This is a genomic window from Microbacterium sp. UNCCL10 (genome assembly GCF_000746195.1).
Lineage (GTDB): Bacteria > Actinomycetota > Actinomycetes > Actinomycetales > Microbacteriaceae > Microbacterium > Microbacterium saccharophilum.
Map to the genome: position 1 here is coordinate 31,665 of NZ_JQKT01000015.1, position 20,754 is coordinate 52,418.

Sequence of the window (20,754 nt, forward strand, 5' to 3'; positions counted from 1 at the left end):
CACCGCTCCGCGCCGCGCTGACCCTCCGCGCCGCGCCGCCGTGTCAGGGCCGCACGGGCAGCGACAGCGCGCCGGTCATCTCGGCGCCGGGGGATGCCTCGCTGTGCGCCGGCGGTACGTAGTCGCGCAACCGCGCGAGGGCCTCGTCGGCCTCGGTCGCCACGACGAGCATGTCGGTGTAGCGCGGGTGGGTGAAGCCGCGGTCGCGCATGTTCGCGACGAACGCGAGCAGCGGATCGAAGTAGCCGTCGATGTTGAGCAGGCCGACGGGCTTGGTGTGGATGCCCAGCTGCGCCCACGTCCACTGCTCGGTGAGCTCCTCGAGCGTGCCCGGCCCGCCGGGCAGCGCCAGGAACGCGTCGGCCCGGTCGGCCATCATCATCTTGCGCTCGTGCATCGTGTCGACGATGACGAGCTCGGCGATGTTGTGGTTGACGGCCTCGCGCGCCTGCAGTGCGCGCGGGATGACGCCCGTGACGTGCGCGCCGGCTGCCACCGCGGCATCCGCCACCGTGCCCATGAGCCCGACGTGTCCGCCGCCGTAGACGAGGTTCATGCCGGCGCGACCGATCGCGGTGCCGACCGCGCGGGCGGCGTCGACGTAGATCGGGTCGAACCCCGGCGAGGATCCGCAGAAGACCGTGACTGTGAACCGTTCCATGGATAGACGCTAGAACCCGCGTGTTTCCGGGGCGTGCCTGCGTGTTTCCAGGCCGTGACAGCGCGGAAACATCGCCCGGATACCGTGACGAGCATGTCTCTTCTGGTCACCCACGCGCGACTCATCACGATCCCCGCCGGCACCGCCGACCCCGGGTACATCGAAGACGGCTGGATGCTGATCGAAGACGGCCGCATCGCCGCGATCGGGTCGGGGACGCCGGATGCCGCGGCCGACGAGACCCTCGACGTCGCGGGCGCCTTCGTCGCGCCCGGCTTCGTCTCGAGCCATTCGCACCTGTTCACGAGCGGCCTGCGCGGCCTCGGCGTCGCCGACACGCTCTACGGCTGGTGCGACGCGATGCTCGGCACGACCGCGCACATGACGCCCGAGCAGCTGTACTGGTCGACGCTGCACGGGTCGCTCGACTTCCTGTCCAACGGCGTCACGACGGCGTACAACTTCACCGACCCGCTGCAGGCGTGGGAGTCGATGGTCGACGGCAAGCGCACGGGCACCGCGGGCATCCGCGGACTCGAGTACCACTACCGGCAGGCTGACGGGACGCTCGATGCGGGCATCCGCTTCGTGGATGCCTCGGGCATGGACGTCACGGTCGGCAGCTCCGACGAGGTTTTCGACCGCTTCGCCGCCGAGGTCGCGCACACCCGAGCGATGGACGCCGACTTCGCCCTCGGCTCGTCGATCATGGGCCAGGTGCAGTGGTCGCCGCATCCTGAGGCCGCCGAGTTCGAGGTCGAGGCGATGCGTCGCTACGGCGTGACGAACCAGGCGCACTTCCTCGAGTCGCCCGAGGCGGTCGAGCACCAGCAGTCCAAGTTCGCGCTGTATCGGGATGCCGGGGCCCTCGGCCTCGGGCTCATGTTCGGCCATTTCATCCAGACGACCCCCGAGATCATCGCCGAGTCGGTCTCAGGCGGTGCGTCGATGTCGTGGCAGCCGGCATCCAACGGTCGCCTCGCATCGGGCGTCGCGCTGGTACCCGAAATGCTCGAGATGGGCATGAAGGTAGGTGTCGGGCTCGATGATCAGGCGTGCACCGACGTGAGTGACCCGTGGCAGAACATGCGCATGGGCATCTACATGCAGCGGGCACGCACGAAGGATCCTTTGTCGATGATGCCCGAGCTCATGCTGCGCCTGCACACTCTCGGCGGAGCCGAGATCATGGGCGTCGACGACCGCGTCGGATCGCTCGAGGTGGGCAAGTTCGCCGACTTCGTCGTCGTCGACCCGCGGATGCCGGATGTCGGGCCGCTGTGGCATCCCGTCCGCTCGTACGTGCTCGCGATGAGTCCCCGCAACCTCAAGGCCGTCTACGTCGGCGGCCGCCTCGTGAGCGAGAATGGGGTGTCGACCAACCCGCTGGCCGCCGAGGCGTCGGCGAAGGTGCACGAGCTGCCGGCATCCGTCATCCCGCTGCGCGGCCACCCCCACTGAGTGGCCCGCGGCGCGGCATCCGTCCGCCGCGCGGCTTCCAGCCCCGCCCCGCAGCATCCGCCCGCAGAACCATGTCCCAAAAATCGCTGGTTCAGCGCGCCAAACCCAACCTCTTTTGGGACATGGTCTGCGATAAGTGGGACATGGTCTGCGACCGTCAGGCGGTCAGCGGGACATGCCCATGCGGGTCAGGACGATGTTCTCGACGATCTGCACGAGGTTGTAGAGCAACAGCGTGATGAGCGTGATGAGCGCGATCGACGACCACAGCTGCGCGAACTGAGCCTGCGCGTTGAACTTAAGGATCGACCCGCCGATGCCGGCGCCCGTCGACAGCCACTCGGCCAGCAGAGCACCGGTCACCGCCCCCGGCACCGACACGCGCGCCGCCGCGAAGATCGACGGCAGCGCCCCGGGCAGGTTGACCTTGCGCAGCGCCGTGAGGCGTCCGCCGCCGAACACGTGCACGACGTCGAGACTCTGCCGGCTCGCCCGGCTCAGCCCGAAGAGCACGTTGGCGAGAGCGGGGAAGAGCACGACGATGGTGCCGATGACGGCGACGGATGCCGTGGTGCCGCGCCCCGTCATGAGGATGATCACCGGCGCGATCGACACGAGGGGGATCGTCCGCAGCAGCAGCACGAGCGGCATGACGCCCGCCTCGACCGCCTTCGACAGGCTGAACGCCACCGCCAGCACGATCGCGACGATCATGCCGACGACGAACCCGAGCGACGAGTCCACGAGCGTCTGCCCGACGAGCGGGAACAGCTGTGCGCGGTTCGCCTCGGCATTCGGCGACGTGAAGAGGAACTCCCACACGTCCAGCGGACCCTTCGCGATGTACGGCGAGATGCCGGTGAGACTGACGACCGCCTGCCACAGCAGAAGCAGCACGATGATCGTGATCCCGGCGTTACCGAGCGAGCGCAGCACCGTCTTGCGCAGTGCGCGCCGGCGCTCGGCGCGCAGGCGCGCCTGCGCCGCGGCATCCGCTGCCACGGCCAGCTGGACGGTGGCTCCTCCGGCGGTGACCGGATCGAGAGTTGCACGCGGAGACATCAGGCCGCCTTCCCAGCCACACCCGCGGCGCCTGCGACCCAGGGAGTGACGAGCTTGATCACGAGGCCGAACAGGCCGTACGCGGCGAGGGCGAACACGGCGCACAGCAGGAACACCGACCACACGCCGGCCGAGTCGAGTTGCCCCTGCAGGCGGATGAGTGTGGGCCCGACTCCTGCGGTGATTGAGCCGAGGTATTCGCCCAGCACGGCGCCGAGGAACGCGGTCGGCACGGCGATCTGCAGGGCGTTGAGGATCGCGGGCAGCGCCGCGATCAGCCGCACCTTGCGCAACTGCGTCCAGGCGCCGCCGCCGTAGACGCGGACGACGTCGAGGGATGCCTTGTCGGCGGACTTGAAGCCGAGGATCGCGCCGACGACCGTCGTGAACACGCACACGAGCGCGGCGAGGAAGATCGCCGTCGCCGATGGGTCGCCGGGGTTCTTCGCGCCGCCGAGCACGACGACCGAGATGCCGCCGACCGCGACGACCGGCAGGCAGTAGGTGACGACCGCGATCTGGGTGATGACGGTCTCGGTGCGGGGGAAGACGAGCACGGATGTCGCGAGCACGAGTGCGATGCCGTTGCCCCACAGATACCCGATCGCGGCGGCCGTGATCGTCGGCTGGAAAACGCTCCACGCGCCGGCGATGTTGCCCTGGATGAACAGCCATTCGAACACGGCGTACGGCGAGGGAACGGGCGTGAAGGTCGTGCCCTCCTGCTGCTGGAACGCGAGCAGCGAGAACAGCCACCACGCGAGGACCAGCCCGACGCCTCCGAGCGTCGCGGCGAGCCAGCCGGGTATGTGAGCCTTGGTCACCTCACGCCTCCGCTTCGGCGTGCCCGTCCGCACCGAACAGCAGTTCGGATGCCCGGTCCACGAGCGCGTGGAACTCGGGCGTGCGCATCATCTCGGGGGTTCGTGGGCGCGGCAGGTCGACCTCGATGATCTCCTTGACCCGCCCGGGACGCGGCGACATGACGGCGACGCGGTCGGCGAGGAAGATGGCTTCGCTGATGCCGTGGGTGACCAGCAGCGTCGTCGCGGGCTTCTCGGTCCAGATGCGCAGCAACTCAAGGTTGAGGTTCTGGCGGGTCATGTCGTCGAGCGCGCCGAACGGCTCGTCGAGAAGGAGCACAGAGGGCTTGAGCACGAGGGCGCGCGCGATCGAGGCGCGCTGGCGCATGCCGCCCGACAGCTGCGCGGGCTTCGCGTTCGCGAAATCACGCAGGCCCACGAGGTCGATGAGCTCGTCGACGTAGGCCTTGTCGACGGGGCGACCGGCGACCTCGAACGGCAGCTCGATGTTCTTGCGGATGCTGCGCCAGGGCAGCAGCGCGTGGTCTTGGAAGGCGATGCCCAGCTCGCTCTTCGCGCGAAGCTGGTCGGGCGTCTCGCCGTCGACGAGCGCCATGCCGTCGGACGGGTGGTCGAGAGCTGCGAGGATGCGCAGGATCGTGGATTTGCCGCACCCGGACGGCCCGAGCAGGGCCAGGAATGACCCCTTCTCGGTGTGCAGGTCGGTGTTCTGCAGCGCCTGCAGCGACCTGCCCCCGCGCAAGGTGAACGACTTCGATACTCCGGAGATCTGGATGCCGGTGCCCGCGAGAGCACCGGCATCCAGGGTTTCTGCCATGGTCATGTTGTTACGGGAGGTACGACTTCAGGTCGGGGTTCTCGGCGTAGATCTCGTCGATGATCGTCGTGTCGAACAACTGGTCGGCCGTGAGGTCCCAGCCCGAGGCGGCGAGCGACGCGAGGGTCTGCGTCTTCAGGTCGTCCGAGATCGTGAACAGACCGTTCGCCTCGGTCTCGTCCGTCGAGATCAGCTTCGCCTGGGCCTCGACGCCGGCCGCGACCTTGTCGGGGTCGAGGTCTCCGAAGGTGAGGTCACCGGCAGAGGCCGACTCGTTGTAGTACTTCGTCACGAGCGCGACGGTGTCGTCGATGGGCTGTGTGAAGGTGTCCGTCCAGCCCTTGATCTCGGCGATCAGGAACGCCTTGATGAGGTCCTTGTTGTTCGCGAGGTAGTCGTCGGTCACGGCGTACGACTCCGCCACGTAGGGCAGGCCGTTCTCGGCGTAGGCGAGGTTCGTGACCTCATAACCGGCCATCTCGACCGTGATGGCCTCATTGGTCAGGTATGCCATGAAGCCGTCGACGTCGCCGTTCATCAGCGGAGTCGGGTCGAAGTCGACCGGGACGATCGTGAGCTGGTCCTCGGTGATGCCGTTGGCGGCGAGCAGGGCCTTGAAGACCGAGGCGTTCGAGTCCTGCACGCCGATCTTCTTGCCGATGAGGTCCTCGGGCGTCGCGATGTTCGCGCCGTCCTTCAGCGACAGGATCGTGAACGGGTTCTTCTGGAACGTCGTCGCGATGATCTTCAGCGGGGCATCCTGCTCGGCCACCGCAGCGCCGACCGAGGCAGCGTCGGTGAGGGCGAACTGGACCGAGCCGGAGAGCAGCTTCGCCACGCCGGTGTCGGGGCCGGCGACGCCGACGACGTTCGAGAAGCCGGCCTCGTCGTAGTAGCCGTTGTCATAGGCGTAGAACTCGCCGGCGAACTCCTCGTTCTTGATCCACGAGTACTGCACGCTGATCTCGCCGAAGTCGGCGGAAGCGCCCGCGTCGCCCGAGGAGGACGCCGAGGGGGCGGCCGTCGACGAGCAGGCGGACAGGGCGAGCGCGGCGGCGGCCGCCAGCGCGAGGACGATTCCGCCGCGGCGGCGGATGGTGTGAGATGCGGGCATCGGGTCTCCTTGAGTGCTGTTGGTGCTCTCGTGACCCTAGGTCGCTTACGTTTCGGGCGTCCGTTCGGTGGTGTTTCCGGGATGTGACGAGTGTGCGAGACGCCACACCCGGTCGCGGCTGAAGGGCTGCGCGAAGGGCCGGATGCCCAGGGCGCGCGCGATCGCGTTGCCGATCGCGGGTGCCACGGGGTTGTACGGCGACTCGCTCATCGACTTCGCGCCGAACGGGCCCAGGTCGTCGCTCGTGTCGGCGAAGTACACCTCGGTCTCGGGCACGTCGGCGAACTGCGGCACGCGATACGTGCGGAAGACGGGCGTCGTGACCTTGCCCTCGGGCGAGACCATGACCTCTTCGTACAGCGCGCTGCCGATGCCCTGCGCGACGCCGCCCTCGATCTGGCCGCGGCACTGCGCGGGGTTCATGACGAACCCGGCATCCGCCGACTGGATCGACTGCAGGATGCGCACCGTGCCGGTCGTCGGGTCGACGGCGACGCGCACGGCGTGCACGTTGAACGCGAGCGAGCGCTGCTCGCCGAGCTCGCTGCCGTCGGCGGTGAGCTCACCGTCGGCGCACAGCTCGGCGAAGCCGACGAGCCCGGCGATCGTCTCGACTCCCGTCGAGGTGAGCGAAGCGGATGCCGCGTCGGTGCCGGTCAGCGCCGCTGCGCGCGCGCGCATCCGCCGCGCGAGCGTCAGGCACGCGGCATGCAGGGCCTTGCCCGCGACCGTGATGCCGGCCGACGCGAACGCGCCGGTGTCGTGCGCGACGGCATCCGTGTCGGCGTGCCACAGCTCGATGCGGTCGAAGTCGGCGGCGAGATCGGTCGCCCCGATCTGACGCAGGACCGTCGTCGTGCCGTTGCCGAACTCGGCCGTGCCGGCCCGCAGCAGGTACGTGCCGTCGGCGCGCAGGGTCGCGGTCGTGTGCGCGATGTGGCCGAACGGGGCCATCGTCGCGATCATCGCGGCCGCCATCCCCTCGCCGACGAGCCAGCCGTCGGGGGCGGTCGCGCCGTTGCCGCGCGCCAGGGCGTCCTGCGCGAGGTCGAGGCACTGGTCGAACCCGTAGCTGCCCCACACGAGGTCGTCGTGCCCGGGGTCGTCACCCGACCGGATCGCATTGATCCGCCGCAGGTCGAACGGGTCGATCCCGAGCCGCTCAGCGAGCATGTCCATCGCCGATTCGACGCCGAGCACAACCTGCCCGAGGCCGTACCCGCGGAACGCACCGGACGGGATGTTGTTCGTGTAGACGACCTCGGCGTCGACGCGCTTCAGCGGCACCCGGTAGATCGTCGTCGACTCGGCGAGCGAGTGGAACATGACGCCGCGCGAGTGGTTGCCGTAGGCGCCGGTGTCGCTCAGCAGGTCGATCTGCATCGCGGTGAGCGTGCCATCCGCATCCGCCCCGAGCGTCACCGTGACGCGCATCGGGTGCCGCACCGCGGCACGCAAGAACTCGTCGGTGCGGGTGAACTCGTACGCGACAGGGCGCCGGGTGCGCAGCACCGCGAGGGCGACGAGGTCTTCCGTGAAGATCTCCTGCTTGCCGCCGAAACCGCCGCCGAGCCTGGCCGCATGTACACGCACGCGGTCGCGCTCGAGGTCGAACAGTCGCGCGATCTCGTCGCGCGCAAGGAACGGTACCTGCGTCGACGAGCGGATGACCAGGCGCCCCTCGTCGTCGAGCCAGCCGACCGAGCCGTGCGTCTCGAGCTGCGCGTGCGTCACGCGCGAGGTCTGCCACGTGCCGGTGACGGTCACGGCGCTTGCGGCGAGGGCGGATGCCACGTCGGGCCCCGCGTGCACGCTCGCGATGACGTTGCGGTGCGCCTCGTCGACGCGGTCGTCCGGCGTGCGATCGGGGTGGATGAGCGGCGCGCCGGGCATCCGCGCCTCGTCGGGGTCGAAGACGGCCGGGAGCACGTCGTAGGTGATGTCGACGAGGCGGCACGCGGCATCCGCCGCTTCGGCCGTCTCGGCGACGACCGCGACGACGCGCTGGCCGATGTAGCGCACGACGTCGTCGAGCATGCGGGTGTCGTCGGGGTCGTCGGTGCGGTGCTCGTGGCGACCCGACGAGTAGCGCACCTGCGGGACGTCCTCGTGCGTGAAGACGGCGACGACGCCGGCAACGGCGCGCGCGGCGGTGGTGTCGATCGCGGTGACGCGCGCGTGCGCGTGCGGGCTCGCGACGACGCGCAGCACGAGCGCATCCGTCGCGGGGTGATCCGGCGGCAGATCGAACGTGAACGGCTCGCGGCCCTGCACGATGCGGCGCGCGGCCTCGGGGCGGGCGGAGGTGCCGACGTGCTGCAGGGCCGCCGTGGCCGGTGCCGTCGTCGCGGATTCGGCTCGCGGCCCCGTCTCGCGCACCTCGCCGAGCACCGACGCGCGGATCGCCTCGCGGATGGGGCGGTAGCCCGTGCAGCGGCAGAGGTTGCCCTTCATGCGGCGGTCGAGGTCGTCGAGATCATCGCCGCACAGCGTCGAGGCGGTCACGGTCATGCCGGGCGTGCAGAATCCGCACTGGAAGCCGAAGCCGTCGGCGATCGCCTCCTGCACGGGATGCAGCTCATCGGCGGGCGCGAGGCCCGCGGCGGTCGTGACGGCGTGGCCCTCGACGCGCACGGCGGGGATCAGGCACGAGTGCACGGGCACCCCGTCGAGCAGCACCGAGCACGCGCCGCAGTCGCCCGCGTCGCAGCCCTTCTTCACCTCGGTGTGGCCCGTCTCGCGCAGGAGGGTCCGCAGGCACTGGCCCGCGCGTGGGTCGGCCTCGACCGGCTCGCCGTCGACGTCGAAGATCATGCGAGCTCCGCCCGGATGCGTGACGCGAGCTCGACGCTGACCGCCCGCCGCCAGTCGGCGGCACCCAGGGGGTCGGTGTAATAGCCGGGAGCGGACGCCACGGCATCCGCCAGTTCCGTCTCGGTCGGCAGCAGCGCGAATCGCAGCACCGTCGGCGTCGCCGTGGCAGCGGTCACGGTGAAGACGGTCGTGCCGTCGGGGTCGACGCGGCCCGTCACGACAGCGCCGGAGCGGCCGTGCTCGGCGAGGGCGATCTTGCGCAGCAGGGCGCGCGAGGCGAGCGCGTGCGTGGGGATCTCAACGGCGCGCAGCACGTCGCCTCGGCCGAGGTTCGTGGTGCCGTTGCCCGTCACGAGATCGGCCACGGGCATCCGCCGTTCGTCGTCTTTTGTCCAGATGACAGCGACGGCGTCGAGTGCGACGCTCAGCGACACCATCGCTCCCGCGGCGAACGCGCGGCAGATGTTGCCGCCCACGGTCGCGGTGTTCCAGATCTTGAACGATGCCAACAGGGCGTTCGCGGCCGCCGGCACGAGCTGCGCGGCGGGCCAGTGCGCGGGAGCTGTCGCGGCCCACGCGACGAGGTTCGCGATCGTGCACGTCGCTGCGACGCGCAGGCCCTCGGGGGTCTCCTCGAGGTCGGGCCAGGCGAGCCCGGTGAGATCGACGAGGCCGGTCGTGGCGGGCTGCGGCTCGCTCATGATCCAGGTGCCCCCGGCGAGGAGAGCCTCGCCGGGGGCAAGCTGCAGATCCTCCCGAGAACGGGCGACGCGGTACGCCTGCACCGACGTGATGTCCATGTTGCCCTGCTCTCCGGATCGCGGCCCTAGCTCGCTGTCGCGCCCGATCGAGTGAAGCAGGCCCCCGTTTCGCGGGTGTTTCATGGCCGCAACACGGCCGCAATCCGGGGCGCATACCGTGAATGGCATGCGTGAGATCCTGCCTGTCGCCGCCCGTTGGGCGGGTGCGGAGCAGGCGTTCGCGATCGCGACGGTTGTCGGCGTCGGCGGCAGTGCGCCGCGCGAGATCGGCGCGAGCATGGTCGTCTCGGCGAGCGGCGAGGTGTTCGGCACGGTGTCCGGCGGATGCGTCGAGGGCGCCGTCTACGAGCGCTGCCTCGAGGTACTGGCCGGTGCCGCACCTCACGTCGACCGGTTCGCGTACAGCGACGCCGACGCGTTCGCCGTCGGGCTGACATGCGGCGGGACGATCGATGTCCTCGTGCGGGCCGTGCCCCCGGGGAGTGCCGCCGCGGCCGATCTGCAGCTGCTCGCGGCGCGCGAGGCCGCCGCGATCCCGACGGGGTTCGCGCTCGTGACCGCGGGGCCGGAACTCGGCGTCGGGCGAGTCGTGTCGTCGGACGCCGCAGCGCCCGCGGCGGTGCCGGGTGTCGTCTCGCTGCGGGTCGGGGTTCCGGCGCGGTTGATCGTCGTCGGCGCGGTCGAGTTCGCCGTCGCGCTCGCGCGGCTGGGCGCCGCGATGGGGATGCGGGTGACCGTCGTCGATCCGCGCGAGGTGTTCGCGACCGAGGCCCGATTCCCGGGTGCCGAAGTCGTCGTCGACTGGCCCGACCGGTACCTCGCGGGGGAGCGGCTGGATGCCGGAACCGCCGTCTGCGTCTTGACGCACGACCCCAAGATCGATGTCCCCGCGCTGCGCGCGGCGCTCGCGTCGCCGGCCGGATACATCGGGGCGATGGGCAGTCGCCGGACCCACGACGACCGCATGCGGCGCCTCGGTGACGCCGAGGTGCCGCTGGCCGCGCGGATGCGCGTGCGCTCGCCGATCGGACTGGATCTGGGCGGACGCAGCCCCGAGGAGACGGCCCTGTCGATCCTCGCGGAGATCGTCGCCGACCGGCACGGTGGCACGGGGGCCCGGTTGTCGGGGCTGTCCGGGCCTGTGCACGCTGCGGTCGGGCCGGGGGCGGGTTCGGGTTCTGATGCGGCTACCCAGGTTCCTGCCGCGGTGCCTTCGTCGGTGCCCTCGATCGAGTGCGCCTGGATGCCCGACGTCCCCGCCCGCTCATGAGCGTCGTCGGCATCGTGCTCGCCGCCGGCGCGGGCACGCGGTACGGCCACCCGAAGGCGCTCGCGACGGATGCCGACGGGCGAGGGTGGATCGCTTCTGCCGTCGAGACGCTGACGGATGCCGGATGCGCGCCCGTGCTCGTCGTGCTCGGCGCCCGACACGACGAGGCGACCGCGCTCGTCCCCGCCGCCGCGACGATCGTCGTCGCGGTGGACTGGTCCGACGGGTTGTCGGCCTCGGTGCGGGCGGGACTCGCCGTCGCGGCGGAGACCGCCGCGACGGCCGCACTCGTGGTCCCCGTGGATGTGCCCGAGCTGCCGGCATCCGCGTGCATCCGCGTCTCGGCGGATGCATCCGCCGAGACGCTGCGGCAGGCGGCCTACGGCGGCGAGGTGGGCCACCCCGCGCTCATCGGGCGGGCGCACTGGAGCGCGCTCGCCGCCGAGCTGGCCGGCGACCGCGGCGCGGGCGGATACCTGCGCGCGCACGGTGCCGCCCTCGTCGAGTGCGGCGACCTGTGGCACGGCCGCGACGTCGACGCGCCGCCCCCGCGGCATCCGTCCCTTCCCGCCGCATTCGCGCGCCCGTAGCGGCGCCAACGGCCGGATGAGCCCCGCGCGCGGCGCGCCGACCCCGCGGCATCCGTCCCTTCCCGCCGCATCCGCGCGCCCATAGCGGCACGGGCGGCCGGATGAGCCCGCCGCCGTGTAGCGCCACCACCAAGACCCGACGCATCCAGGAGGCGACGATGATTCCCGAGATCGACTATTGAGGATGCCGCGGCATCCTCCACCATCGACGCCGCCGCCTTCGACCGGTTGCACGGTGTGCTCTCGCGCTACTACCGTTTGCTGATCATCGACACCGGCAACAACATGCGCGCGTCGAACTGGGTGGCCGCGGTCGCGGCGGCCGACCAGCTCGTCATCGTCTCGACCGTGCGCGAGGACACCGCCGCGAGCGCCGCGTGGCTGCTCGACGGGCTGCGCGAGAAGGGCTTCGACGCGAAGATCGACGACGCGGTCACGATCCTCGCCGCGCCGTCGGCGAAGCCCGACCGCAAGCTCGCCGAGCGCCTGGAGCGCCACTTCGCGCAGGTGACCTCCGCCGTGGTGCACGTGCCGTTCGACGCGGCGCTCGTCGACGGCGGGCCGATCGACTTCGATGCGCTGTCGGGAGACACCCGCGACGCGTGGCTGACCGCCGCCGCCGCCATTGCCGAGCGCCTGTAGCCCCGCTCCGGCCGGGACCACAGGCGGGTCGCGCGGGCCGGTGCGCGGGCGGCCTGGTCCCCAACTCAGTCTCCTCGCGCCGGATCCGGCTGGTCTGAGCCCGCTGGGGCGCCACGAGCACCAGAGCAGACTGAATTGTGCCCGCTCGCTCCCGCGCACCGCGCACCCCGCTCTCTCCCGAGCACCGCGCCCGCGCGGGCCTCAGGTGCGGATGACGATGTTCTCCGGCTCCTCGTCGGCGAGCAGGTGCGCGATCTGGCGCTTCACAAGCGCCGCGATGCGCGGGTGCATGGCGCTGGAGGCTCCGCCGACGTGCGGCGCGATGAGCACGCCCGGAAGCCCCCAGAGCGGGTGCCCCTCCGGCAGCGGTTCGGGGTCGGTGACATCGAGCGCCGCGCGGATGCGCCCCTCCCGCACGTGCCGCACGAGCGCGTCGGTGTCCACGAGCGGTCCGCGCCCGACGTTGACGATCAGCGCGCCGTCGGGGAGGGCGGCGAGCTCGGCGTCTCCGATGATGTGCCGCGTCGCATCTCCGCCGGGAAGGGTCAGCACGACGATCTCCGCCGTCGGCAGCAGTTCCGGCAGCTCGTCGATGCCGTGCACGCGGATGCCGTCCTCGCCGCGCGCCCGCGACGCCACCGGCACGAGGTCCACCTCGAAGGGCGCCAGCCGTGCGGCGACCGCCTTGCCGACGCCGCCGTAGCCGAGCAGCAGCACCCGCCGGTCCGCGAGGCTCTGGGCGTAGCGAGGATGCCACACCCCCGCGCGGGTGTCGACGGCGAACGCGTCGAGGTGCCGCTGCGCGGCGAGGGTCAGCCCCACCGCCAGCTCGGCGGTGGAGGTCTCGTGCACAGTCGCGGCGTTGGCGAAGACGATCCCGGGCGGGAGCTTCTCCGCGGTGCCCTCGTAGCCGATGGACTGGCCCTGCACGAGTCGGGTCGTCACCCCCGCCAGCAGCGACAGCCCGTTGCCGCCGGACATGTAGGGCGGTACGACCAGGTCGATGCGGTCGCGCGGGGCTGCGGCATCCATCGCCCATACGATCACCTCGACGCCGTCCGGGAGCGGCTCGAGGTCGCGGGCGAGTTCGGGGCGGGGGACGGAGACGACGAGACTCATGACCTCGACGCTACCCGCCCGTGCGACGGGCGCGCCCAGTATCCTCGCCCCAGGAGGTGCGCATGTTTCCGGAGATCAACTACTGGGCGGTGCTGCTGGCGACGGTGGCCGCCATCGTCATCGGGTCGGTCTGGTACACGCCTCGCGTGTTCGGCGACCGGTGGAAGAAGTGGGGGCAGGTCGCCGATCCCGAGACCTCGGCGCAGTCGTGGCTGCCGATCCTGGTCTCGATCGTCCTCGCGTTCCTGCTCGCGTGGGTGCTCGCCGGGTCGGTCGCCATCGCCTGGCACTTCTACGGCGGCACCTACTTCGGCTCCGCGATCGTGACCGGGCTGACGCTGTGGGCCGGCTTCACGGCCGGTCGCTTCATCACGCACGACGTCTTCGCCGGGCGCCCCTCGCAGCTGACGATCCTCAACATCTCCTACGAGCTGGTGCTCGTGCTGGTGATGTCGGTGATCATCGGCGTGTGGCCACCCGCGGGCACCGTCTGACCGGCCGATGCCGCGGCGCGCGGCATCCGTGCGTGTATCGCGCGGCGCGGGTCAGGCCGCGGCGCCCACGACGGCCGCAACCGCCGAGGTGAAGAACGCGAGACCGTCGACGCCGGAACGCATCGCGGCGGCGGTGTCGGGGCCGAAGCCCGGCTCCACGGCGTGCTCGGGGTGCGGCATGAGGCCGACCACGTTGCCGCGGGGGTTGGTCAGGCCGGCGATGTCGTCGAGCGAGCCGTTCGGGTTGACCCCGACGTAGCGGAACGCCACGAGCCCCTCGCCCTCGATCCGGGCGAGCGTCTCCGCGGAGCAGATGTAGCCGCCGTCGGCGTTCTTCAGCGGAATGGTGATCTCCTGCCCGACCTCGAACTGCGACGTCCAGGCCGTCGAGGCGTTCTCGACGCGCAGGCGCTGGTCGCGACGGATGAACTGCTGATGCGCGTTGCGGATGAGCCCGCCCGGCAGCAGGTGAGCCTCGACGAGCATCTGGAAGCCGTTGCAGATGCCGAGGATCGGCATGCCGGCGGCGGCGGCATCCTTCACCTCGGCCATGATCGGCGCGAGCGCGGCGATCGCGCCGGCGCGCAGGTAGTCGCCGTAGCTGAAGCCGCCGGGGAGGACGAGGGCGTCGACGCCCTCGAGGTCGTGCGAGCCGTGCCACAGGGCGACGGGCTCGGCGCCGGCGAGACGGATGGCGCGCTGCGCGTCGCCGTCGTCGAGGGAGCCGGGGAACGTGATGACCCCGATGCGTGCGGTCACTCGACGACCTCGATGCCCACGACGTCCTCGATGACGGCGTTGGAGAGGATCTCGTCCGCGAGCTTCTTGACCGTCTCGAGCGTCGCGTCATCGGCGCGCTCGACGGTCAGCTCGAACCGCTTGCCGATGCGGACACCGGAGAAGCCGTCGACCCCCAGCCGCGCCAGTGCGCCGGCGACGGCCTTCCCCTGCGGGTCCAGCAGCTCGGCCTTGGGCATGACGTCGACGACGATGGTGGGCATTCGAGGCTCCAGGAGTCGCGGGATGGGGTGCGCCGTCCAGTCTACGGGGCCGCTCGTGCGGCGACCCCCGTCGGCTTGTGACCGAACCGTGACCTGACTGTGGGAGCGCTCCCTTGACGCGCGTGGGAGCGATCCCATAACGTGTCCATCAATCGGTGAGAGCGCTCCCATCCTGGGACGGGAATGCGACCCGACGCACCCAGCATCACCCACATCCACAAAGGAGTGACACGTGAAATCACGCGCACTGCGACGCATCGGCCTCGTGGCCGGCTTCGCGACCACGTCGGCGATCGTCCTCGCGGGCTGCGCCGGCGGCGGCAGCACCCCCGCCCCGACCAGCGGCAGCGACGGCGACTTCGAAGGGGTCGAGCTCACGCTCGCCACCTTCAACGACTTCGGCTACACCCCCGAGCTCCTCGCGGAGTTCGAGGAGGAGACCGGCATCAAGGTCGTCCACAACAAGGCGGCGACCTCCAACGACGCCCGCGCGAACTTCTTCCAGAAGCTCGGCAAGAGCGGCCTCGCCGACGTCGAGGCCGTCGAGGTCGACTGGTTCACCGAGATGATGCAGTACTCGGACCTCGTCGCTCCGGTCCCCGACGACCTCAAGGGCCGCTGGCTGGACTGGAAGGAAGCCGCCGCGACCGACGCCGACGGCAACCTCGTGGCGTACGGCACCGACGTGGGGCCGCAGGCCATCTGCTACCGCTCCGACCTCTTCGGTGCGGCCGGTCTGCCCACCGACCGTGAAGAGGTCGCCGGCCTGTTCACCACGTGGGACGACTTCTTCGAGGTCGGCGCCGACTACGTCGAGAAGACCGGCAAGCCGTTCATCGACTCGGCCAACTCCGCGCTGCAGGGCCTCGTGAACCAGCTCGAGATCGCGTACGAGGAGCCCGACGGCACCATCGTCGCGACCGAGAACGACGACATCCGCGCCGCCTACGACACCGTCGTGGACAAGGCCATCCCGATCTCGGCGTACGCCGGACAGTGGAGCGACGACTGGTACGCCGCCATGGCCAACGGCGACTTCGCCGCGATGCTGTGCCCGCCGTGGATGCACGGCATCATCTCCGGTGAGGCCCCCGACATCACCGGCTGGGACGTCGCCGACGTCTTCCCCGAGGGCGGCGGCAACTGGGGCGGCTCGTACCTCGTCGTCCCGGCCAACGGCGAGAACGTCGCCGCGGCGCAGAAGCTGGCCGACTGGCTGACGGCTCCCGAGACCCAGGCGAAGGCCTTCGTCAACGCGGGTACGTTCCCCAGCCAGATCGAAGCGCAGGAGAGCGCCGAGCTGACCGGCTTCACCAACCCGTACTTCAACGACGCCCCCACCGGTGAGATCGGCATCAACCGCGCCAACGCGGTCAAGGTCGCCACCTATAAGGGCGAGAAGTACTTCCAGTTCCACGACGCCCTGCAGAACGCGGTCACCCGTGTCTTCGACGGCCTCGAGGACAAGGAGACCAGCTGGGACACCTGGGTGAACGAGGTCGGAGCCTTCTGAGCTCCCCCTCTCCCTCCGGGGGTGCGGGCCGTCAGGCCCGCACCCCCGGGCATCCCACCCGAACCCGAAGGGCGATCGTGACCGCTACCGATTCGCGACCGGCGACGCGCGCCGAGGCCGCATCCACACCCCCGCGCCAGCCGCGCGTGATCTCGTTCTCACAGAAGCTCAGCAAGTGGGACCTGAAGTTCTCGCCGTACCTCTACATCTCGCCGTTCTTCATCATGTTCGCGGTCGTCGGGCTCTTCCCGATCGCGTACACGGCGGTCATCTCCTTCATGGACTGGGACCTCGTCCGCAACTCCGGTGAGTTCATCGGCTTCGACCAGTACATCTGGATCCTGAGCCAGCCCCACTTCTGGACGGCGCTGCGCAACACGTTCAGCATCTTCCTGCTCTCCAGCGTCCCGCAGCTGATCCTCGCGATCTTCGTCGCGGCCGTGCTGGACCGCAACATCCGCGCCAAGACGTTCTGGCGGATGAGCGTCCTCGTGCCGTTCGTCGTGGCGCCGGTCGCCGTCGGCCTCATCTTCAACGCGATGTTCGCCGACCAGTCCGGCCTCATCAACAGCTGGCTGCAGACGATCGGCATCCCCGCCATCCCGTGGCACAAGGACCCATTCTGGAGCCACGTCGCGATCGCGACGATGGTCAACTACCGCTGGATGGGCTACAACGCCCTCATCCTGCTGGCGGCCATGCAGGCGGTGAACCGCGACTTCTACGAGGCCGCGACCGTCGACGGCGCAGGTCCGATCCGCCAGTTCTTCAGCATCACGATGCCCTCGCTCAAGCCGACCCTCATCTTCGTGATCATCACCTCGACGATCGGCGGCCTGCAGATCTTCGACGAGCCCCGCGTGTTCGACCAGTTCGGTCGGGGCGGAGCCGCGCAGCAGTGGCTCACCATCACGCTGTACCTCTACGACATCGGCTGGGGACAGTGGAACTTCGGCCGGGCCGCCGCCATGGCGTGGATCCTGTTCATCATCATCCTCGGCATCGGCCTCATCAACCTGCTCATCACCCGCTCGCTCGTGCGTGACGAGGGGCTCCGCGGCGGGATCAGCAAGGCGCAGCAGAAGAAGTCCGCCCGCGAGGCGAAGAAGAAGGTCAAGGAGGCCCAGCGATGAGCACCATCGGCACCACCCCCGCCTCCCTCGCGGTCGTCGAGGAGAACATCCCGAACGCGAAGAAGGCCCGCCGCGCCGGCAAGGGCATCCGCATCCGCGGGTCGCGCCCCGGCTTCTGGGCGTACGCGACGCTCGCCGTCGTCTTCCTCTCGGCGATCTTCCCGCTGTACTGGTCGTTCATCATCGGCTCAGGCGACGCCACGACGCTGCGCAAGCCCTTCCCGTGGATTCCGGGCGGCAACTTCTTCGAGAACGCGGCGGCGGTCATGAACAACCCGGCCGTGAACTTCTGGCCGGCGCTGTGGAACTCGATCTACAGCTCGTTCCTCATCGCCGCCGCCGTCGTCATCACCTCGACCCTCGCCGGCTGGGCGTTCGCGAAGCTCCGGTTCCACGGCGGCCCCGCACTGCTCGTCTTCGTCGTCGCCACGATGGCGGTGCCGCAGCAGCTCGGCGTCGTGCCGCTGTACATCCTCTTCAGCGAGCTGGGCTGGACGGGCCAGATCGGCGCGATCATCATCCCGGCGCTCACGAGCGCGTTCGGTGTGTTCTGGATGACGCAGTACCTGCGCCAGTCCGTGCCGGATGAGCTCATCGAGGCGGCCCGCGTCGACGGCGCATCCATGATCCGCACGTTCTGGACCGTCGGTGTCACCGCCGCCCGTCCCGCGGCGGCCATGCTGTTCCTCTTCACCTTCGTCGGGTCGTGGAACAATTTCTTCTGGCCGTTCATCGTGCTCGACCGGCAGAACCCTACGCTGCCCGTCGCGCTGTCGCTGCTGCAGTCGAACTACTTCGTCGACTACTCCGTCGTGCTGGCGGGCGTCGTCCTCGCGACGATCCCCCTCCTGCTGTTGTTCATCTTCGCGGGCAAGCAGCTCGTCAGCGGCATCATGCAAGGCGCGGTCAAGGGCTGACGCCCCGACCGCTCACGAAAGGCACCACACACATGACCGATACTTCGCGCGCGTTCCCGGCGGGCTTCCTCTTCGGCGCGGCAACCGCCGCGTACCAGATCGAGGGCGCCGCGTTCGAGGACGGCCGGCGGGCATCGATCTGGGACGAGTTCAGCCGCCTGCCCGGAGCCGTCATCAACGGCGACAACGGCGACGTCGCCTGCGACCACTATCACCGGTACCAGGGCGACGTCGCGATCATGAAGGACCTGGGCCTGGACACGTACCGGTTCAGCGTGTCCTGGTCGCGGGTCCGTCCGGACGGGGGCCCGCTCAACCCGAAGGGGCTCGACTTCTACAAGCGCCTCGTCGACGAGCTGCGGGATGCCGACATCCTGCCGTGGCTGACCCTCTACCACTGGGACCTCCCGCAGGCACTCGAGGCGCGGGGCGGCTGGACCGTCCGCGAGACGGCCGACCGGTTCACCGAATACGCGCTCGACGTGCACGATGCACTGGGTGACCGCGTGGCGAACTGGACGTCGCTCAACGAGCCCTGGTGCTCGTCGTTCCTCAGCTACACCGCCGGCATCCACGCGCCCGGCCGCTACAGCGTGACCGACGGCGTGCTCGCCGCGCATCACCTGCTGCTCGGCCATGGACAGGCCGTGCGCGAGCTGCGCGCCCGCGACGCGTCGCTGAGCCTCGGCATCACGCTGAACCTCACCGTCGCCGAGCCGGCGAACCCGCAGGATGCCGCCGACCTCGACGCCGCCCGCCGCATCGACGGCCAGTTCAACCGGTGGTTCCTCGACCCGATCTTCCGCGGCTCGTACCCGGCCGACACCGTCGAGGACATCCGCGCGGTGGATGCCGGCGCCATCGACGCGCTGGACGCGGCGACGCGGGACGGCGACCTCGCCACGATCGCGCAGCCGCTCGACGCGCTGGGCGTCAACTACTACCACGGCGAATTCGTCGGCGGCCGGCCCGACCCGAACCCGCCGGCGCCCGGCGATGCGCCCACCGACCGTCGCGCCGAGTCGCCGTTCCCCTCGCACGAGGGCATCCACTGGCACGAGCGGGGCCTCCCGCGCACGTCGATGAACTGGGAGGTGCAGCCCGCCGGGCTCACCGAGCTGCTGCAGCGCGTGTCGACGGAGTACGCCGCGCCGGCCGGGACCGCGCTGTACGTCACCGAGAACGGCGCCGCCTACGACGACGAGCTCGTGACGGAGGACGGCGAGCGTCGTGTGCACGATGCCGACCGCGTCGCCTTCCTGCGCGGACACCTCGGTGCCGTGGCGGATGCCGCCGCCGCCGGCGTGGACGTCCGCGGCTACTTCTACTGGTCGCTGCTCGACAACTACGAGTGGGCGTGGGGGTACGAGAAGCGCTTCGGCATCATCCGTGTCGACTACGACACCCAGGAGCGCACCCTCAAGGACAGCGCGCTGGAGTATCGTCGGGTCATCGCCGCCCGGGCGATCGACGTCCCCGTACTGAGGTAGAGAAGCGCCGTGACCATCGAGACCTCGCGCGCAGCCGCCACCATCGAGGAAGTCGCCGCCGTCGCCGGCGTCTCCCGGTCGACGGTGTCGCGCGTGGTCAACGGGTCGACCGCCGTGAGCCCTGCCGCGCTCGCGGCCGTACAGCGGGCCATCGCCGAGCTGAACTACGTGCCCAACCGCGCGGCGCGCTCGCTCGCGAGTCGCGCGACGATGGCCCTGGCCCTCGTCGTGCCCGAGGACACCACCCGCTTCTTCGGGGACCCGTTCTTCGCCGCCATCGTGTCGGGGATCAACGCCCGGTTGAGCCGGTCGGACTACGTCCTCAACCTCATCATCGCGAGCGACGATCCGCGCGACAAGACGACGGCGTACGTGCGCAGCGGCGCCGTCGACGGCGCGATCGTGGTGTCGCATCATACGAGCGACACCTTCATCGACCGGATCGCCGCGGCCGTCCCGGTCGTCTACGGCGGCCGGCCGGTGCGCGAGCGGGAGCGCGACTACTACGTCGACGTCGACAACCTCGCCGGCGCGCGCGCCGCGACGGAGTACCTGATCGCCAAGGGTCATCGGAAGATCGCGACCATCACGGGTCCCCTCACGATGCCCGCCGGCATCGACCGCCTCGCGGGGTTCCGGGAGGCGCTCGGCGACGCCGGGCTCGAAGAGGTCGCCGTGGAGGACGGCAACTTCACGGCCGACGGGGGCGGCGCGGCGATGCAGCGGATCCTCGCCTCCGGCGCGGAGTTCGACGCGCTGTTCATCGCGAGCGACCTCATGGCCCGCGGGGCGCTCGCCTCGCTCGCCCGCGCGGGACGGCGTGTGCCGGACGACGTGGCGATCATCGGCTTCGACGACTCCCCGGTTGCGACGAGCGTGCGCCCGAACCTCACGACGATGCGCCAGCCCTCGCACGCACAGGGCGAGCGGATGGCCGACGTCCTGCTGTCGCTCCTGGCCGGCGGCACCCCGCCGCACGTCACGATCCTCGAGACCGAGCTCGTCGTCCGCGACTCGGCCTGAGTCGGCCGGGAGGCCGTGGCTCGTCCGGGTCGCCGGCTCGGTGCGATC

General features: G+C 70.4%; 20 protein-coding genes. 10 read left to right on the plus strand and 10 right to left on the minus strand.

Going from position 1 to position 20,754, the window contains the following annotated elements; all coding sequences use genetic code 11:
• Positions 1-43: 43 nt before the first annotated feature.
• Entirely contained in the window at positions 44-661 is a 618-nt protein-coding gene (locus tag BR85_RS13560; protein ID WP_028497152.1) for an LOG family protein, read from the minus strand.
• Positions 662-754: 93 nt separating this feature from the next.
• Here BR85_RS13560 and BR85_RS13565 point away from each other — a divergent pair, with 93 nt between their 5' ends.
• On the plus strand, positions 755-2,122 hold the full coding sequence (locus BR85_RS13565) for an amidohydrolase family protein (protein WP_028497153.1): 1,368 nt from the start codon (positions 755-757) through the stop codon (positions 2,120-2,122).
• A 165-nt stretch (positions 2,123-2,287) separates the two neighbouring features.
• Here BR85_RS13565 and BR85_RS13570 read toward each other — a convergent pair whose 3' ends face one another.
• The 6 genes from BR85_RS13570 to BR85_RS13595 are packed head-to-tail and all read right to left on the minus strand — an operon-like array spanning position 2,288 to position 9,553.
• Positions 2,288-3,184 (minus strand): ABC transporter permease, encoded by an 897-nt coding sequence (locus BR85_RS13570; RefSeq protein WP_036273146.1) that lies wholly within the window; start codon positions 3,182-3,184, stop codon positions 2,288-2,290.
• Complete coding sequence (locus tag BR85_RS13575; RefSeq protein WP_028497155.1) at positions 3,184-4,008, minus strand: ABC transporter permease; 825 nt, start codon at positions 4,006-4,008, stop codon at positions 3,184-3,186. The genes BR85_RS13570 and BR85_RS13575 overlap by 1 nt, the downstream gene beginning before the upstream one ends.
• A gap of 1 nt (position 4,009) precedes the next feature.
• Complete coding sequence (locus BR85_RS13580) at positions 4,010-4,831, minus strand: ABC transporter ATP-binding protein (RefSeq protein ID WP_174799848.1); 822 nt, start codon at positions 4,829-4,831, stop codon at positions 4,010-4,012.
• A gap of 4 nt (positions 4,832-4,835) precedes the next feature.
• Entirely contained in the window at positions 4,836-5,939 is a 1,104-nt protein-coding gene (locus BR85_RS13585) for an ABC transporter substrate-binding protein (protein ID WP_028497157.1), read from the minus strand.
• Between the two features lie 45 nt (positions 5,940-5,984).
• Entirely contained in the window at positions 5,985-8,753 is a 2,769-nt protein-coding gene (locus tag BR85_RS13590) for a molybdopterin-dependent oxidoreductase (protein ID WP_028497158.1), read from the minus strand.
• Positions 8,750-9,553, minus strand: a complete 804-nt coding sequence (locus BR85_RS13595; protein WP_028497159.1) for an FAD binding domain-containing protein — start codon at positions 9,551-9,553, stop codon at positions 8,750-8,752. The genes BR85_RS13590 and BR85_RS13595 overlap by 4 nt, the downstream gene beginning before the upstream one ends.
• Before the next feature lie 127 nt (positions 9,554-9,680).
• Here BR85_RS13595 and BR85_RS13600 point away from each other — a divergent pair, with 127 nt between their 5' ends.
• The 3 genes from BR85_RS13600 to BR85_RS13610 all read left to right on the plus strand — a co-directional run bounded on the left by BR85_RS13600 (position 9,681) and on the right by BR85_RS13610 (position 12,016).
• Positions 9,681-10,784 (plus strand): XdhC family protein, encoded by a 1,104-nt coding sequence (locus BR85_RS13600; RefSeq protein ID WP_051526402.1) that lies wholly within the window; start codon positions 9,681-9,683, stop codon positions 10,782-10,784.
• Complete coding sequence (locus BR85_RS13605) at positions 10,781-11,374, plus strand: nucleotidyltransferase family protein (RefSeq protein ID WP_051526403.1); 594 nt, start codon at positions 10,781-10,783, stop codon at positions 11,372-11,374. The genes BR85_RS13600 and BR85_RS13605 overlap by 4 nt, the downstream gene beginning before the upstream one ends.
• A gap of 258 nt (positions 11,375-11,632) precedes the next feature.
• Positions 11,633-12,016: a MinD/ParA family ATP-binding protein gene (locus BR85_RS13610; protein ID WP_231565523.1), complete on the plus strand. Its 384-nt coding sequence runs from the start codon at positions 11,633-11,635 to the stop codon at positions 12,014-12,016.
• A 201-nt stretch (positions 12,017-12,217) separates the two neighbouring features.
• On the opposite strand, the gene BR85_RS13615 is transcribed toward BR85_RS13610, so the two are convergent.
• Positions 12,218-13,135 carry a 2-hydroxyacid dehydrogenase gene (locus tag BR85_RS13615; RefSeq protein WP_028497160.1) on the minus strand — a complete coding sequence of 306 codons (918 nt, stop codon included), beginning with the start codon at positions 13,133-13,135 and terminating at the stop codon, positions 12,218-12,220.
• Between the two features lie 62 nt (positions 13,136-13,197).
• Between BR85_RS13615 and BR85_RS13620 the strand changes: the two genes are divergently transcribed.
• Positions 13,198-13,629, plus strand: coding sequence for a DUF1761 domain-containing protein (locus tag BR85_RS13620; RefSeq protein WP_028497161.1), 432 nt, complete (start codon positions 13,198-13,200; stop codon positions 13,627-13,629).
• Positions 13,630-13,680: 51 nt separating this feature from the next.
• Here BR85_RS13620 and purQ read toward each other — a convergent pair whose 3' ends face one another.
• On the minus strand, positions 13,681-14,388 hold the full coding sequence (gene purQ, locus BR85_RS13625) for a phosphoribosylformylglycinamidine synthase subunit PurQ (protein WP_028497162.1): 708 nt from the start codon (positions 14,386-14,388) through the stop codon (positions 13,681-13,683).
• Positions 14,385-14,630 carry a phosphoribosylformylglycinamidine synthase subunit PurS gene (purS, locus tag BR85_RS13630; RefSeq protein WP_028497163.1) on the minus strand — a complete coding sequence of 82 codons (246 nt, stop codon included), beginning with the start codon at positions 14,628-14,630 and terminating at the stop codon, positions 14,385-14,387. Before purS ends, purQ begins: the two co-directional genes overlap by 4 nt.
• Positions 14,631-14,862: 232 nt before the next feature.
• Here purS and BR85_RS13635 point away from each other — a divergent pair, with 232 nt between their 5' ends.
• From BR85_RS13635 to BR85_RS13655, 5 genes are all read left to right on the plus strand, one after another.
• Complete coding sequence (locus BR85_RS13635; RefSeq protein WP_028497164.1) at positions 14,863-16,143, plus strand: ABC transporter substrate-binding protein; 1,281 nt, start codon at positions 14,863-14,865, stop codon at positions 16,141-16,143.
• A gap of 77 nt (positions 16,144-16,220) precedes the next feature.
• A complete protein-coding gene (locus BR85_RS13640; protein WP_028497165.1) occupies positions 16,221-17,276 on the plus strand; it encodes a carbohydrate ABC transporter permease in 1,056 nt (351 codons plus the stop codon).
• Positions 17,273-18,193 carry a carbohydrate ABC transporter permease gene (locus tag BR85_RS13645; RefSeq protein ID WP_028497166.1) on the plus strand — a complete coding sequence of 307 codons (921 nt, stop codon included), beginning with the start codon at positions 17,273-17,275 and terminating at the stop codon, positions 18,191-18,193. The genes BR85_RS13640 and BR85_RS13645 overlap by 4 nt, the downstream gene beginning before the upstream one ends.
• A 32-nt stretch (positions 18,194-18,225) precedes the next feature.
• A complete protein-coding gene (locus BR85_RS13650; protein WP_028497167.1) occupies positions 18,226-19,683 on the plus strand; it encodes a GH1 family beta-glucosidase in 1,458 nt (485 codons plus the stop codon).
• Between the two features lie 9 nt (positions 19,684-19,692).
• Positions 19,693-20,706 (plus strand): LacI family DNA-binding transcriptional regulator, encoded by a 1,014-nt coding sequence (locus BR85_RS13655; protein ID WP_028497168.1) that lies wholly within the window; start codon positions 19,693-19,695, stop codon positions 20,704-20,706.
• The last annotated feature ends 48 nt before the right edge of the window (positions 20,707-20,754 follow it).